This is a genomic window from Janthinobacterium sp. 78 (assembly GCF_003096775.1).
Lineage (GTDB): Bacteria > Pseudomonadota > Gammaproteobacteria > Burkholderiales > Burkholderiaceae_D > Janthinobacterium > Janthinobacterium tructae.
The window spans coordinates 3052222-3069466 of record NZ_QENT01000001.1; the positions used below are offsets into that span (position 1 = coordinate 3052222).

The 17245-nt window shown below is 67.7% G+C and carries 5 protein-coding genes; all 5 read left to right on the forward strand.

Translation table 11 applies throughout. The annotated features are described in order from the left end of the window. The first annotated feature begins 1 nt into the window (after position 1). The 5 genes from C8C92_RS13580 (at position 2) to paoC (ending at position 17215) form a co-directional block, all read left to right on the forward strand. Positions 2-12607: a filamentous haemagglutinin family protein gene (locus tag C8C92_RS13580; RefSeq protein WP_116744215.1), complete on the forward strand. Its 12606-nt coding sequence runs from the start codon at positions 2-4 to the stop codon at positions 12605-12607. Then, on the forward strand, positions 12604-13320 hold the full coding sequence (locus C8C92_RS13585; protein ID WP_116744216.1) for a sigma-70 family RNA polymerase sigma factor: 717 nt from the start codon (positions 12604-12606) through the stop codon (positions 13318-13320). Before C8C92_RS13580 ends, C8C92_RS13585 begins: the two co-directional genes overlap by 4 nt. A 76-nt stretch (positions 13321-13396) precedes the next feature. Further along, complete coding sequence (gene paoA, locus C8C92_RS13590; protein WP_116744217.1) at positions 13397-14056, forward strand: aldehyde dehydrogenase iron-sulfur subunit PaoA; 660 nt, start codon at positions 13397-13399, stop codon at positions 14054-14056. Next, positions 14053-15012, forward strand: coding sequence for a xanthine dehydrogenase family protein subunit M (locus C8C92_RS13595; RefSeq protein ID WP_116744218.1), 960 nt, complete (start codon positions 14053-14055; stop codon positions 15010-15012). The genes paoA and C8C92_RS13595 overlap by 4 nt, the downstream gene beginning before the upstream one ends. A gap of 4 nt (positions 15013-15016) precedes the next feature. After that, positions 15017-17215 carry an aldehyde oxidoreductase molybdenum-binding subunit PaoC gene (gene paoC, locus C8C92_RS13600; protein WP_116744219.1) on the forward strand — a complete coding sequence of 733 codons (2199 nt, stop codon included), beginning with the start codon at positions 15017-15019 and terminating at the stop codon, positions 17213-17215. Positions 17216-17245 lie beyond the last annotated feature (30 nt).

Here is a 17245-nt window from a genome sequence, read left to right on the forward strand (position 1 = left end):
CATGACCAAGCTTCACACTGCCCAGCGCCCAGTCCCAAACATTGACACGGGCGCGCAGCGGTCCTCCACGCTGGGCAGCCGCTTGCGGCTCACGCCGCTCGCTTACGCACTGACCACCATGCTGATGGCAGGCGCTTTCACCACGCCGGCGCGCGCGCAGCAGGCGTTCAGCGGCGGCTGGTTCGCGGCCAAGGGCGCGGTGCAAAATACGGCTGCCAGCTCGGGCCGCCTGCCGAATGGCCAGCCGCTGCCGCTGGGCAGCCGGCCCGATGGTCAGCAACAGCAGGCGAACCAGCAGTTGCAGCGCTCGCTCAACAACCTGAACCTGGCCGCGCGCGCTATCGCTGCGCAGCAAGCGGCCCAGGCGCAGGCGCGCCAGGCGGCGGCCGGCGGCGCCAGCGTGCCGAATGGTCTCGTGCAAGGCGGCTTGCAGGTCGACACCAACAGCCTGACGGCCGGCTGGATCAATGCCCAGGCACCCGTGCAGACAGTAGCGAACGGCAAGACGGCCGTGGTGGTGCAGCAGACGGCGGACAAGGCCATCCTGAACTGGGAAACGTTTAACGTGGGCAAGGACACGACATTGACCTTCCAGCAGCAGAAGGATTGGGCCGTGCTGAACCGTGTCAACGATCCGCAAGCGCGTCCCAGCCAGATCCAGGGCCAGATCAAGGCGGACGGCACGCTGCTGCTGGTCAACCGCAACGGCATTGTGTTTACGGGCACGAGCCAGGTCGATACGCGCAGCCTGGTGGCGGCTGCGGCGCGCATCGGCGACGCGCAATTCAAGAAGGATGGCATCTACAGCCCCGGCACGGCCGGCGCCACGACGTTCACCGATGCGGCTGGCAAGGTGCAGGTGCAGGCGGGTGCGCGCATCGCCAGCAATGCGCCCAAGGGCAGCACGGAAGGCGGCGGCTATGTGATGCTGCTGGGCAAGGAAGTCCACAATGCGGGCGAGATCAATACGCCCAAGGGCCAGGCCCTGCTGGCCGCCGGCGACAATTTCAGCATTAAAAAAGGCGTGGGCACGGACGGCAACCCGCTGTCGAGCACGCGCGGCAGCGAAGTCACGCCGCAGTTCGCGGCCGCCAGCACGGCGGGCAAGGTCGTCAACACGGGCCTGATCCAGGCGCGCGAAGGCGATATCACCCTGGCCGGGCGCGACGTGCGCCAGGACGGCGTGCTGCTTGCCAGCACCACGACGGCCACGCGCGGCACGATCCACCTGAACGCGCTGGGCAGCGATGCCAGCGTGACCTTGGGACGCGGCGCCACCACGGCCATCCTGGTCGAGGACGACGGCAAGACGACGGCGCTCGACAGCCAGCGCGACGCCATGCGCGGCCCGGTCGTGACGTCGACGGAAAACATCGTTACCGTGAACGACCGCCGCGACCAGTCGCGCATCGAGATCGGCAGCGCCGGCACGGTGGAATTCATGGGCGATTCCTTGACCCTGGCCACGGGCGGTCAGATCGCCGTCAATGCGGCCAGCCGCAGCCTCGTGCGCGACGGCGCCCAGCTTGACGTCTCCGGCGCCGTCGGCGTCAAGGTGGCGATGGCGGCGAACAATGTCGACATCAATGTGCAGGGCAACGAGCAGCGCGATGCGCCCGTCAACCGCGATGGCAAGGCCTTGATCAACAACAATATCTGGGTCGACCGCCGCAAGCTGGTATTCGTACCGAAGGGCACGAATGGCTATGACAGCGACCGCTGGTACACGGCGGGCGGCTTGCTGGAAGTGGCCGGCTACCTGGGCACGCAGGGTCACTCCGTCAGCGAGTGGATGGCGCAGGGCGGCACGGTCAGCTTCGGCGGCAAGGATGTCGTCACGCAGGCCGGTTCCGGCATCAACCTGTCGGGCGGCACCCTGGACGTGCAGACGGGCGCGCTGCGCCAGACCTGGCTGAAAGGCGCGGACGGCAAGCTGTATGAGGCGGGCAGCGCGCCGGCCGACCTGGCGTATGCGGGCGTGTACAAGGGTTACGAGGAAGAACACGCGCGCTGGGGCAAGGATGCCAGCGCGTTCTACGCCAATCCATTGATCGCCGCGCAACAGCGCCTGGAAAACGGCTACACGGCGGGCCGCGACGCGGGCAAGCTGGTCATCGCCACCGGGTCGGCCGTGCTCGAAGGGGCGATTGCTGGCGAGGTCTTCCAGGGCGAGCGCCAGACGCAGGCGCCGCAGGCCCTGCTCGACGGCTACCAGCAGTCGCAGCTGGCGGCCGCGCAGCGGGGCCAGCTGATCGTCGGGCAATATCAGCCGATGTTCGACAAGCGCACGGGCGTGCTGCAGCATGCGCTGTCGGCCGTCATGGACGAGGTGCGCCTGACGCGCGTGCAGGACGGCATCGCCGCCGGCCTAGCCGCGGCAGGCGCGCTGGCACCGGAGCGCCAGGGCAAGCTGCTGCTCGATACCAGCTTGCTGAACGAACAACAGCTGGGCGCCATCCGCCTCGCCGCGAAAGGATCGATCACGGTCGACAGTGCGCTGCAGGTGGCCGACGGCGGCAACATCACCCTGTTCGCCAAGGACGTGGCCATCAATAGCAGCCTGCGCAGCCATGGCGGCAGCATCATGGCTGGCAACGTGCTGAACCAGATCGGCGCGCTGGGGATGAACGACACCTTGGTCAATCCGGGCGGACCCGCAGGCAAGCTGGTGCTGGCCGATGGCGTGACGCTGGACACCAGCGGCTTGCTGGCCAATGTGCTGCGCGATCCGCTGGCCGCCGCCGGCTTGCCTTACCTGAACGGCGGCAATGTGTCCCTGCGCGCGTTTGGCGACGTGCGCATCGGCAGCGGCAGCCTGATCGACGTCAGCTCGGGCGCGGCCATCCTGTCGCAGGCGAAACAGCAGGGCGGCAAGGGCGGCAATGTGACCCTGGCCAGTTATGGCCCGCAGGCCGATTTGCTGCTGGCCGAAGGCGCGCAAGTGCGCGGCCATGGTGTGGCAGGCGGCGGCAAGCTGGAATTGCAGGCGAACAAGATCCTGCTCGGCCAGGCAGATACCGCACAGAAAGGCACCCTGCAGCTGGGTGCTGACTTCTTCGACAAGGGTTTTTCCAGCTACAGCCTGCTCGGCAAGCAGGGCTTGACGGTAGCGGATGGCACGCAGGTCGACGTGCGCATGCCCGTGCTGCGCGTGGTGGACAATGAAAAACTGGCCCTGTGGACGCCGGAACAGGTCACGCAAAACGCCGTCAAGGGCACCTTGACGCAGCGCAAGGGCGCCAGCCTGGCCCTGCAGGTGGGCGACGTGCAGTCCGATGCGGCCGACATGGCCAGCGCCGAACTGCTGGTGGGCAAGAATGCCGTGGTGAATGTCGATGCGGGCCAGGCCATCAAGCTGTCCAGCGTGGGCCAGCTGACGGTGGAAGGGCGCCTGAATGCCTGGGGCGGCAAGATCAGCCTCGGCGGCGTGGGTGTCGGCGTGAGTGTGTCCGAGGCCGTGGAAGCGGCTGGCCATGGCCGTTCCATCTGGATAGGCGAGAATGCCGTGCTGGACGTGGCCTCGCGCGCCGTCACGGCCACGGACGTGCAGGGCCGGCGCTACGGCAAGGTGGTCGATGGCGGCAGCATCGTCATCGGCGGTGAAATCGACCATGCGCAGGGCAGTACGTCGGCGGCCAGCCTGTTCGTCGTCGTGCGCGACGGCGCCGTGCTCGACGCTTCCGGCGCGCACGCCGTGCTGGACGTCAATGGCGATGCCATCGACGTGGCCAGCGCGGGCGGCAGCATCGCGCTGGCGTCGAACAATGGCTTGTACCTCGATGGCCAGTTGCTGGCCCGGGCGGGCGGCGCGGGCGCGGCGGGCGGTACCCTGTCCGTGGCCACGGGCACGCCCGAATACCGCAAGGAGCTTGCGCAGGCCAGGGTGCTGCAGGGACGCCAACTGAGGTTGACGCAGCAGCAGGCCGCCAGCGACCTGGCCGATGGTACCAGTGCGCGGGATGGGGAGACAGTGCTGCAGTATGGCCATGGCCGCCTTTCCGTGGAGCAGGTGGACGCGGGCGGTTTCGCCAACCTGGCTTTGCTCGGCGCCGCCTCCTTCGATGGCGACGTGTCGCTGAAGATGCAGCAAAGCTTCCAGCTGTACGGTGCGCCGGCACTGGCGCCCGGCAGTTCGCCCGACGCGAAGGTCAAGGTGTCGGCGCCGCACGTGCGCCTGGCCAGCGTCAAGCCGGTCGGGCGCGATTTCTACGTCACGCCGGGCACGGCGGGGGCATCGCCGGTCGCCAGCCAGATCAGCTTTGAAGGCGGCTTGATCGATGTGCGCGGCCTGGTGAACATCGTCGCCGACGACGTGCGTTTGACCAGCCGCGGCGACCTGCGTTTCCTGCTGTCGCCGCTGGGCTGGGATGGCAACCAGCCCACGACGGTGCTGTCCACGCAAGGCGACATGACCCTCAGTGCGGCCCAGCTGTATCCGGAAACGGGCGCCGGCGCCGCCGTGCGTGCGGGCGTGGGCGCAACACCGGGCAATACCAGCTACGATCCCAAGCGCACCCTGACCATCGCGCGCAGCACCGACACGATTCCTGCCGTGCCGTATTCGGCCTTCGGCATGCTGCAGTTTGGTGGCGCGCACATCGAACAGGGCGGCATCGTGCGCGCGCCGCTGGGCCTGATCAATCTGGGTGTGAGCACCTTTGCGAGCCAGAATAGCCTGAGCATCAATTTGCTGCCTGGCAGCATTACCTCCGTCAGCGCGGCTGGCATGGTCATGCCGTATGGCGGCACGGCTGATGGGCAGAACTGGAACGTCGATGGCAAGAAGACGGAGTTTATCGGCGTCGGCGGCACCGCCGCCAACGGCGCCATGCGCGTCGGCATCGATATCGCGGGCGTGGAAGTGGCCGTCAAGCCCGGTGCGCTGCTCGACCTGTCGGGCGGCGGCGAACTGGCGGGCGCCGGTTTCATTTCCGGGCGCGGCGGCTCCACCGATGCGCGTTATCATCCGCTGGCGCAGGTGGGGGCGAATGGCGGTTTCACCTTGCCGGGCCTGGCCACCAATCCCGTCTACGCCATCGTGCCGGGAACGCAGACGCCGCAGGCGCCGGCGGGCGGTGAAAAGGGCGCTGCCGATCCGGCCGTGGGCCGTCAAGTGACGATAGGCAACGGCGTGCCGGGCTTGCCAGCCGGCACCTACACCTTGATGCCGTCGACGTATGCCTTGCTGCCGGGCGCCTTCCGCGTGGAGCTGAACGGCCTGGCCGGGCAGGGCGGCGCCGCGGCGCTGGCGCAGCCGCTGCGCAACGGTTCCTGGGCCGCGCCCGGCACCCTGTCCATTGCCGGCACGGACATCCGCGCGCCGCTGGCCAGCCAGCTGATACTCACGCCGGCCAAGGTCTTGCGCACCTACTCCCAGTACAACGAAACGGGCTATGCCGCGTTCGCCCTGGCCGATGCGCAAACGCGCGGCATACCGCGTCCGCTGCTGCCAGCCGATGCGAAGACGCTCAAGCTGCAGCTGGCGCCGGGCGCCGGTATCGACGCCTTCCAGTTCGATGGCACGGGCAAGTTCGGCGCCGCCACGGGCGGCTTTGGCGGCACTGTGTCGGTGATCCCGGGCGGTCCCGAGGATATTGAAATCGTGTCCGAGGGCGCGGCGGCCACGCGGGGCTTTGGCGGCGTGACGGTGCGTGCCTCCACCCTGAACGCGATCGGCGCGGCGCGCATCGTCGTCGGTTCCACGCCCATCGTCATCTATGGGCAGGGCGGTAACTACGTCAGTTTCGGCACGGCGCAGGCGCACAACATCTACCTGCGCACGGGCGCCATCCTGTCGGCGCCGGAAGTGCTGCTGCTGGCGCGCGACCCGTGGAATATCGAGTGGACGGCCGGCCTGATCGATATCGCGCCCGGCGCGGGCATCAACACGGTGGGACGCGGCAAGGTGGCCTATGACGCCAACGACGGTTTTGTTTACCAGAGCAACGCGGGCATCCACATGCTGGCCGCCTCGAACGGCTTGATGAACGTGGCGCCCGTCGGCGGTTCGGCGCGCGGCGGCATCAGCATCGGCGTGTGCGGCGACACTTGCACGGACAAAGGAACAGCCAGCCTGTACTCGGAAGGCACCTTGCTGCTGTCGACCAATGGCCAGTTTGAACTGGACGACACGGCGCGCTACGGCACGCGCAACCTGAGCCTGGCCGTGGGGGCCATCAACATGGGCAGCAGCGAGGCGCTGGCGGCGGCCCAGGCCAGCGGCACGCGTTCGAGCGGCCTGGCCATGAACCAGGGCGTGCTGGACCGTTTGCTGCGCGGCGACACCAGCACGGGTGCACCGGCGCTGCAGGCGCTGATGCTGAGCGCGGCCGACAGCGTCAATTTCTACGGCGACGTGGTGCTCGATACCTACGACAAGACCAGCGGCAAATCGACGCTGGAACGCCTGGTGCTGACCACGCCGGCCATGTATGGCCAGGGCGAGGCCGGCACGGTGGCCACCATCCGCACGGCCAACCTGATCTGGGGCGGTGCCCTGTCGCCGGCCGGCAATGTCATCACGCATGGCGCCGGCACGGGCAGCGGTACCCTGAATCTGGAAGCGGAGCGCATCGATTTCGGCTTCGGCCCCTTCACGCAGCCGGCCGGCGTCGCCTCGTTCGACCGCCTGGCGCTGGGTTTTGCCAACGTCAACCTGAAAGCGTCGGGCCAGGTCACGGCCAACCACAAGGGCAGCCTGTCCGTCTACCAGGCGCAGGGCGCCTATGAAACGGGCAAGGGCTACCAGTACAGTGGCGGCAACCTCACTATCAGCACGCCGCTGCTGACGGGCGACGCCGGTTCCGCGCACAGCTACACGGCCGGTGGCGCGCTGAAGGTCGCGGCGCCGGCCGGCGCGGCGCCAGCGGCTCCCGTCAAGAATGACGATGCACTGGGAGCCCAGCTGGCCTTGAACGGCGACAGCGTGACTGTGGCGACGGCAGTGGTATTGCCTAGCGGTAAGCTAACCGTCAATGCGCAGCACGACATTACCCTGGCCGACGGCGCGCGCATCGACATGGCGGGCCGCAAGTCTACCTTCTTCGACGTGGATAAATACAGCTGGGGCGGCGACGTGATCCTGGACAGCCGCGCCGGCGATATCCGCGCAGCTGGCGGCAGCGTGATCGACCTGTCGGCCGAGAACAACCGCGCCGGCAGCCTGAAGGCCGTGGCGCTCGATGGCGCGGCCGGCATGGTGGACTTGCAGGGCAAGTTACTGGGCGGCGCCAGCGGCAGCTACGACGCGGGCGGCACCGTGGTGCCATACAAGAAGGGCAGCGTGGACGTGCGCGCGCAAACGCTGGGCGCGGGCGGCACGCTGGACAGCCAGTTCGCGTCGCTGAACACGCGCCTGACGGAAGGCGGCGTGACGGGCACACGCAGCTTCCAGCTGAAACAGGGCGACTTGACGATAGGTAATGAACTCAAGGCAGGCGAAGTGCAGGTGTCCGTCGACAACGGCCGCCTGACGGTGGCCGGCGTGATCGACGCCAGCGGCGAGCGCGTGGGCAGCATCCGCCTGGCCGGCAAGCATGGCCTCACCTTGACCGGCAACGCCGTGCTCGATGCGCATGGCACGCTCTTGCGCGTCGACAGCTATGGCAAGATCATTGACAGCCCGAACCGCGCCACGGTGGAACTGAATGCGGGCGAGGGCACCTTGGATCTGGCCGGCGGTGCGCAGATCGATGTGCGCCACGGCACGGCGGCCGTGCTTGGGAAGGGCAAGGGAGAATATGACGGCGCCGCGCGCGGCACGCTGGAATTGACGGCACCGCGCCTGGGCAGCGGCGGCGCCCGCACGGACGCAGATGCGGCCACCTTTGGCGACGTTGCCATCGCGGCCGGCGGCGGCTTGACGATACGCGGCGCGAAATCCATCGCCGTCAACGCCATGCAGCGCTACGACGACGCGGCCTACGCCACGGACCTGTCTGCCAGCGGACGGCCGTACCAGGTGATCAACCAGGCCTATCTTGACAGCAAGCATGCGGACAGCACGGCCTTCATCGACGCGGCGCTGGCCAATACGAACTTGCGCAACGGCAAACTGGCGGGCTTGACCACGGCCGCGTATGCCGATGCGTTGCATCTGCGTCCCGGCGTCGATATCGTCAGCAAGACGCCCGATGGCGACCTGGTGGTGCGGGGCGACCTGGACTTGTCAGGTATGCGTTACGCCAGCCTGAATCCGCGCTTTCAAGTAACAAATGCGCGCGGTTCGGGCGAGGTGGGCAGCCTGCTGCTGCGCGCCGGCGGCGACCTGAGTATCTACGGCAGCATCAATGACGGCTTCGCGCCGCCACCGGCCACCAAGGACGACAGCGGCTGGATACTGCTGCCGGGACGCGATATCAATGGCAGCGACGTTATCGTGCCGGGCCAGGGTGTGACGGTGGCCGATGGCACGCTGTTTCCGGGCGGTATCGCGCTCAATTACGACCTGCCCCTGAAAGCCTTCCTTCTGAGCGAGAATACGCGCCTGCCCGTGGCCATGACCCTGGACCAGGCCGTGACCTTGCCGGCCGGCACGGTGCTGGCGGCCGCCGTGCGCGACAGCGCCGGCAATATCGTCCATGCGGCCGGCAGCCTGCTGGCCACGGCGCAAACCTTGGACGCCGGCATGCGCCTCGATGCAGGCAGCGTGCTCAAGCAAACGGTGAAAGTGGGCGCCATGACCTGGCCCAAGGGCGTGCCGCTGCCTGGCGTGGCGGGCGAACGCTCGGTCTTCGCGCTCAACGGCAACCTGGCGCTGGCCGTGGGGTCGCTGATCCCGTCCGGCACCGACGTCAAGCTGATGGCCGGCGTGGAATCGATCGCGCTGCGTCCGGACGTGGCGGGCAGCCAGGGCAAGCTGTGGGCGATTGCGCCCATGCTGGCCGAAGGCTCGCAAGCATGGGGCATGCGCCTGGTGGCCGGCGCCGACCTCGATGCGGCCGATACGCGCAGCGTGCAGGCGCATCCCGCCCACGGCACCTTGCGCCTGGCCGACAACCACTACGGCGTATATGGCGTGCTGGTGCCGCCAAAAGGCGTGCAGTACTGGAGCCAGGCCGCTGCGGATCTGGGCATCGAAGGTATCGTGGCCGGTGAAATCATTACCGATGAATTCCTCAGCCAGTTTGAGACCAATATCGTGGACTTCTGTGCTGGCGATCCGACCATGTGTGTGCTGAAGGTGGCCTACGTGTGGACCAAGACCGGCGCGGAAGAGTTCGCTGACCCGAGCGTGAAGGCGGGCGACCTGCTCGATCCCGTGGCCATGGGCTGGCCTACGATGTGCGAGGAAAATCCCACCTGGTGCGGCACCTCCAGCCCCAGCTACAATTACAAGCCGTCGAGCCTGCGCCACAGCGTGCTGCGCACGGGTACGGGCGACCTGGATCTCGTCAGCGGCGGCGATTTGCGCATGGACAGCCTGTACGGCGTGTACACGGCCGGCATGTCGTCCGTGGCGACGTCAGCCGGCGACCCGTACAACCAGGCACGGCCACGCAATGCGGACGGCAAGGTGCTGAGCAATCCTGACGGCGCGCACGAAGGCCTGGTCGACGGCGATGCCGGCAGCGTGTACCGCGCCTGGTATCCGGACCAGGGCGGCAATTTGCTGCTGAAGGTGGCGGGCGACCTGACGGGTTCGCTGATGACGGGCAGTGCCGCGACCAATTTGCGCCCTGTCAGTTCTGATAGCGGTCACGACAGCACGGCTGTGGGCAACTGGCTGTGGCGCCAGGGCAGCGGCGGCGTCGCCACGGGCGGCCAGGCGCAGCCGGTGGCGTGGTGGATCAATTTCGGCAGCTATGTTGGCGATGCCAGCGGCAACAAGTATGCCGACAAGCTGCTGGGCTTTACGGGCTTTGGCACCTTGGGTGGCGGCAACGTGCGCGCCGACGTGGGCGGCGACGCGGGCGTGCAGACGCTGCTGTCGGGCAGCAGTTTTGACGGCAACATCAATCCCCGGTCGCAGGGCTTGCTGCTGGCCGTGGGCGGTACGGGCCGCGTGCAGGCCGACGGCAGCCTGATGTTGACGGGCGGCGGCGACCTGGACCTGCGCGTGGGCGGCGCCCTGAACCCGGCCGGCATGCAGGGCGGCAAACACATGAATGGCGTGCTGGTCGATTTGCGCGGCCACGCGGAAACGTCGGCCACGCAACTGGGCAGCGTGGCGCTGGAATACGGCTCGCAGGCGACCCAGCACGTGCCGCTGGAAACGCGGGCCTACGATGCCTTCACGGCCACGCGCGCCGCGCCGAACGGCGGCATGACCCTGGTGCCGGGCGACGCCACCTTCACGGTGGCGACCCTGGGCGACCAGGTGCTGCAGGACGTGGCCGATCCCGGCCGCGTGCCTTTGCTCATCGCATCGCCATTCGTCAGCGCCGCCGGCGAGACCGGTGTCGGCTACAGCTGGTTCAGCCTGTGGACGCCGCGCACGGCGCTCGACCTGTTCTCCGCCGGCGGCAACATGACGCCGCTGACGGCGGCCGTCGGCACGGCCACCGACCTGGCGGTTGTCTACCCGTCCATCGTGCGGGTGGCGGCGCCGAATGGCAGCTTGTATTACGGCAAGGCAATTGCCAGCTGGAATAGCGCCACCAGCTATGCCGATCCGCTGGTGCTGGCGCCATCGCCGAACGCCCAGCTGGCATGGCTGGCCGGCGATTCCATCTATGCGGGCGGCTACGCCGTCAGCCAGTCCGGTGCGGCCGCCGACAGCATGGCGACGCCGTTCAAGCCAGCCTTCATGGGCTGGAGCACGAACGTGGCCGATTCCACGCCCGTGAGCGGCAATGTGTCCAGCACGGGCGCGCCGTCAACACGCTCGAACTTCCCGCTATTTGCCTTCGGCCCCGATTCCGCGGCCGGTCCCGCCAACAGCGGCACGCAAGCGGCGCGCATGTATGCCGTGAAGGGCGATTTGATTGGCGTCAATAGTGGTCGCATGGTCGAGTTCTACGATGCCAAACATGCGGGCCTCACCTGGTACGAGGGGGCGCAACCGGTCTGGATGAAGGCGGGTCGCGATATCGTCAGCAGCGGCACGGCGCTGCTTGACGGCATCAACGGCAGCGAGAACTCGAGCGGCATGATATTCAGGAATTACAGCAACCTGTTCGTGCACAACAATGCGTTCGACGTGTCGGTGGTGTCGGCCGGACGCGATATCCTGGGCAGTTCCTTCAATGTCGCCGGTCCCGGCACGCTCGACATCAGCGCCGGGCGCAATATCCTGATGCAGGACAAGGGCAGCGTCGTCAGTCTCGGCCCCGTCGTCTCCGGAGATAAACGTCCGGGCGCCGGCATCGCCATGCAGGCGGGTGTGGGCGCGGCCGGCCTCGACTACCTGCGCTTCGTCAAGCCGTATCTTGACCCGGCCAATGTGGCGCAGGCGGGCGTGCCGCTGGCCGACCAGGCCGGCAAGGTGGTGAAATCGTACGAAACCGAATTGGTGACCTGGCTAGTCGAGCGCTACGGCTTCAAGGGCACCCCCGCCGAGGCGCAGGCCTTTTATCTCGCCTTGGCCGAGCCGCAGCAGCGCGTGTTTGCCCGTAACGTGTATTTCGCGGAACTGAAGGCGGGCGGGCGCGAGTTCAACGATGCTGACAGCGCGCGCCATGGCAGCTTCCTGCGCAGCCGCAACGCCATCGCGGGCCTGGCGCCAGCCACGGACGCCAGCGGCAAGGCGATTGCGTATGCGGGCGACATCACCATGTACCGCGGCGTGTACGTGTCGCGCGACGACGCCACCCAGCGCACGCCCCGCAGCGGCTACGTGCATACGAACTTCGGCGGCGACATTCAGTTGCTGACGCCGGGCGGCAAGCAGGTGTTCGGCATCGAAGGCGAAGCGCCGCCGTCGACCTCGGGCGTCATCACCAAGGGCAGCGGCAATATCGAGCTGTTCTCGCACGGCAGCATCCTGCTGGGCCAGAGCCGCATCATGACCACGTTCGGCGGCGATATCCTCGGCTGGTCGTCGGCGGGCGACATCAACGCGGGCCGTGGTTCGAAGTCGACCATCGTCTACACGCCACCCAAGCGCGTGTATGACAACTGGGGCAACGTGACCCTGTCGTCCGACGTGCCGAGCACGGGCGCCGGCATCGCCACCCTGGCGCCGATCGCCGAAGTGCCGGCCGGCGACGTGGACTTGCTGGCGCCGCTGGGCACCATCGACGCGGGCGAGGCGGGCATTCGCGTCTCGGGCAACGTCAACCTGGCCGCGCTGACGGTGATGAACGCGGCGAATATCCAGGTCAAGGGCGAAGCGAAGGGCATGCCGACGGTGGCGTCCGTCAACGTGGCCGCCATGACCAACGCCAGCGCGGCCGCCACGCAGGCCACCGCCGCCGCCCAGGACGTGGTGCAGCGCGAACGCGCCGCTACCCGTTCGGCGCAGCCATCGGTGTTTACGGTGCGCGTGCTGGGTTTTGGCAGCGACGCACCGCCCGACAGCGCGCAAGCGATGCCGCAGGACGGCGCGCGCATCGAGGCGGCCGACTACAACCCGCGCAGCGCCGTGCGCGTGCTGGGCCTGGGCCCGCTGCCGGAATCGGCGACGCGCCAGCTGACGGCGCAAGAGCGCAGCAGGTTGTCGCCATGATGGCCCGCTTGGCGAGTACGTTTGATCCCTTGCGCATGGTGGGCATGCAGTGGTACCGGCCCGCCATCCGGCCCCGTTTGCAGGCGGCCAATGACGTGGCGCCCTTGTCCGCTCCAGTGCCAGGGCAGGGCGCCCAGCTGCAAGCGGTGCTGGAAAGCAATTATGCGGGCTTGCACCGGCGCCTGACGCGCCACCTGGGTTGCGCCGAACTGGCCAGCGACAGCCTGCACGACGCCTGGCTGCGCCTGGGCGCGTGGACGGCATGGGGCGGCGCGGCGCTGGCGCACAGCCCCGTTGCCTATGTGTTCCGCGTGGCCTGCAATGCGGCCACGGACAGCCTGCGCCGCAACCGCGCCTGGCTGTATGCGGGCGAAGGTGCTTGCGAGGACAACGCCGGCCTCGTCGATTTCCTGGCCGATACGGCGGCGGGGCCGGAACGCCTGGCCGAACTGCATGCCGATGTGCGCCGGCTGGCGCAGGCCGTCGCCTTGCTGCCGCGGCGCCACCAGCAAGTGCTCGAAGCGCTGCGCGTGGATGAACTGACCCGCCAGGAGGTGGCCGAGCGGCACGACATGTCGCTGCGCAATGTCGATACGGCCTTGCGCCAGGCGCTCGACCATTGCGCGCGCCACACGGGCCATGCGGCGCTGGGCGGCGCCGGCACGACCCGGCGCAGTCTGAGGCTGAAGGTACGTTCGCGTACAGACGCGTAACATTCCTGCCAGCAGACTGCTGCTTCGGGCCTGCATGCGCCCACCCAGCCAGTCCACAGCCAGGAGGAAGCGCGAGATGACAGAGTGTAATCACATCAATGCCGGCCGGCGCGGTTTGCTGATCGCCGGCGCGCTGTCGGCCACGGCCGTGGCCGTGCCCGGCGTTGCAGGCGCGGCGGAAGCGGTGAATACGGCTACCCAAGCCAGTGCTTCTCCGCCGCCCGTCCTGATGAAAGTCAACCTCGACGTCAACGGCCAGCGCCACAGCCTGGAACTCGACACGCGCACCAGCTTGCTCGACGCCTTGCGCGAACAGCTGCAGCTGACGGGCACAAAAAAAGGCTGCGACCACGGCCAGTGCGGCGCCTGCACCATCATGCTCGACGGCCAGCGCATCAATGCCTGCCTGACCCTAGCCGTGATGCATGACGGCGCCAGGGTCACCACCATCGAGGGACTTGGTACGCCGGATAAACTGCACCCGATGCAGGCTGCCTTCATCGCGCATGATGGCTTTCAATGCGGCTACTGCACGCCGGGGCAGATCTGCTCGGCGGTGGCCGCGCTGGCAGAAATACGCCAGGGCATCCCCAGCCACGTCAGCGCGGACTTGAACGCACCGCCGTCGGTGACGCCGGAAGAATTGCGTGAACGCATGAGCGGCAATCTGTGCCGCTGCGGCGCGTATTCCAACATTATCGAGGCGATTTCCGAGGTGGCGGGGAGGCCGGCATGAGAGTGTTCAGCTACCAGAAGGCGGCTACGCCGGCCGAAGCGGCGGCCGCCGCCTTGCACACGCCGGGCGCGCGCTTCATCGCCGGCGGCACGAATCTGCTCGATCTGATGAAACTGGAAATCGAAACGCCCGCGCATTTGATCGACGTGAATGGCCTCGCGCTCGATACAGTGGAGACGACGGCAGACGGCGGCTTGCGCATCGGCGCCCTGGTGCGCAACACGGCGCTGGCGGCGCATGCCACGGTGCGCCGCGATTACGGCGTATTGTCGCGCGCCTTGCTGGCCGGCGCCTCGGCGCAACTGCGCAACAAGGCGACGACGGCGGGTAACCTGCTGCAGCGCACGCGCTGTCCGTATTTCTATGACACCAATCAAGCCTGCAACAAGCGCGTGCCGGGCAGCGGCTGTTCCGCCATCGCCGGTTTCAGCCGGCCGCTGGCGATTGTGGGTGGCAGCGAGGCCTGCATCGCCACGCACCCCAGCGACATGGCCGTGGCCATGCGCGTGCTCGACGCCAGCATCGACACGGTGCGGGCCGACGGGAGCACGCGCAGCATCCCGATTGCCGACTTTTACCGCCTGCCGGGCAACACGCCGCAGCTGGAAACCGTGCTGCAGCCGGGCGAACTGATCACCAGCGTGACCTTGCCCCCGCCCGTCGGCGGCACGCACGCCTATCGCAAGGTGCGCGACCGCGCTTCGTACGCGTTTGCGCTGGTGTCCGTGGCGGCGATTATCTTGCCCAACGGCACGGGCCGGCTGGCCCTGGGCGGCGTCGCGCCGCAACCGTGGCGAGTGCTTGCCGCCGAGCAGGCGATGCCCAATGGCGCCGCCGCCGTGAGCGAGCGCCTGCTGGCCGGTGCCCATCCCACTGCCGACAACGCCTTCAAGCTGATCCTGGCGCAGCGCACGATTACCGCCGTGCTGGCGCAAGCACCCGACCAGAAAGGCTAGGGCCATGAAATTTACGACACCTGCGACCACCAATCCCATCGACCAGCTGAAAGTCGTTGGCCGTCCCACGGACCGCATCGATGGCCCTCTGAAAACCACGGGCACGGCGCTGTACGCATATGAACAGAACAAGGCCGCGCCACACGCCGCCTACGGTTACGTGGTCGGCGCGGCGATTGCCAAAGGCCGCATCGCCTCGCTTGATACCAGCGCGGCGCGCCGGGCGCCGGGCGTGCTGGCCGTGGTCACGGCGCAATCGGCGGGCAAACTGGGCAAGGGAAAAATGAATACGGCCAATCTGCTGGGCGGGCCGGACATTGAACATTATCACCAGGCCATCGCGCTGGTGGTGGCGGAAACCTTCGAACAGGCGCGCTCGGCCGCGCAGTTGCTCGACGTGAAGTATGCCGAGCAGCAGGGCGTTTTCGACTTGGCCAAGGTGAAGAGTACGGCGAGCAAGCCGAAGGGTGGCAAGCCCGACAGCAAGACGGGCAATTTCTCCAGCGCGTATGCGAATGCTCCCGTGCGCCTCGACGCCAGCTATACCACGCCTGACCAGTCGCACGCCATGATGGAGCCGCACGCCTCGATTGCCGCCTGGGAAGGCGATGCATTGACGCTGTGGACGGCGAACCAGATGGTGGACTGGGGCCGGGGCGACCTGGCCCGCACCCTTGGCATTGCGAAAGAGCAGGTGCGCATAGTCTCGCCGTACATTGGCGGTGGCTTCGGCGGCAAGCTGTTCCTGCGCGCGGAAGCCTTGCTGGCGGCCCTGGGCGCGCGCGCGGCGCAGCGCCCCGTCAAGGTCGCGCTGACGCGGCCCCTGATGTTCAACAACACCACGCACCGGCCCGCCACCATCCAGCGCCTGCGCATCGGCGCCACGCGCGATGGCAAGATCACGGCCATCGGCCATGAGTCGTGGTCGGGCGACCTCAAAGGCGGGCAGCCGGAAACGGCCGTAATGCAGACGCGCTTGCTGTACGCGGGACCAAACCGCATGACGGCCATGCGCCTGGCCGTGCTCGATTTGCCGGAAGGCAACGCCATGCGCGCGCCGGGCGAGGCACCGGGCCTGATGGCGCTGGAAATCGCCATGGACGAGCTGGCGGAAAAGCTGAACCTGGACCCTATCGTCTTGCGCATCCTGAACGACACGAAAGTGGACCCGGAAAAGCCTAGCAGACCGTTTTCCCAGCGCCGCCTGATCGACTGCCTGCGCACGGGCGCCGTGGAATTTGGCTGGAAAGAGCGGCGAAGCCGGCCCGGCATGCGGCGCGACGGCCGCTGGCTGGTGGGCATGGGCGTGGCGGCTGCCTTCCGCAACAACCTCGTCATGCAGTCCGCCGCCCGCGTGCGCCTCGATGGCAACGGCATCGTCACCGTGGAAACGGATATGACGGACATCGGCACGGGCAGCTATACCATCATCGCCCAGACGGCGGCGGAAATGCTGGGCGTGACACTGAAGCGTGTCGTCGTGCGCCTGGGCGACTCGGATTTTCCCGTCTCGGCCGGTTCGGGCGGGCAGTGGGGCGGCAACAGTTCCACGGCGGGCGTGTATGCCGCTTGCGTGCGCCTGCGCCAGGCCATCGCCGGCAAGCTGGGTTTCGATCAGAACGAAGCGCGTTTTTCCGATGGGCAAGTGAGCCAGGGCGAACGCAGCGTGCCATTGGCGCAGGCGGCGGCGAACGGCGACATCGTCGCCGAAGACCATATGGAATATGGCGACCTGGACAAAAAATTCCAGCAATCGACGTTTGGCGCGCATTTCGTCGAGGTAGGCGTGGACGGCGACACGGGTGAAGTGCGCGTGCGGCGCATGCTGGCCGTGTGCGCGGCCGGCCGCATCCTGAACCCGAAAGCGGCGCGCAGCCAGGTGATCGGCGCCATGACCATGGGCGTGGGCGCGGCCCTGATGGAAGAACTCGTGGTGGACAAGCGCCGCGGCTTTTTCGTCAACCACGACCTGGCCGGCTACGAAGTGCCCGTGCACGCCGACATTGCGCATCAGGATGTCATTTTTCTCGATGAAACGGACCCCATGTCATCGCCCATGAAAGCCAAGGGTGTGGGCGAACTGGGCATCTGCGGCGTGGCAGCGGCCATCGCCAATGCCGTCTACAACGCCACGGGCGTACGCGTGCGCGACTATCCGCTGACCCTGGACAAGCTGCTGCGGGGGCTGCCCGCGCTCGCCTAGGCCCCGTGCGCGTGACAATTCGTGTATTTT

Bases quoted from the DNA above. Each gene is read 5' to 3' on its own strand.
- C8C92_RS13580 (WP_116744215.1), top strand. From the start codon at position 2: ATGACCAAGCTTCACACTGCCCAGCGCCCAGTCCCAAACATTGACACG.
- C8C92_RS13585 (WP_116744216.1), top strand. From the start codon at position 12,604: ATGATGGCCCGCTTGGCGAGTACGTTTGATCCCTTGCGCATGGTGGGC.
- paoA (WP_116744217.1), top strand. From the start codon at position 13,397: ATGACAGAGTGTAATCACATCAATGCCGGCCGGCGCGGTTTGCTGATC.
- C8C92_RS13595 (WP_116744218.1), top strand. From the start codon at position 14,053: ATGAGAGTGTTCAGCTACCAGAAGGCGGCTACGCCGGCCGAAGCGGCG.
- paoC (WP_116744219.1), top strand. From the start codon at position 15,017: ATGAAATTTACGACACCTGCGACCACCAATCCCATCGACCAGCTGAAA.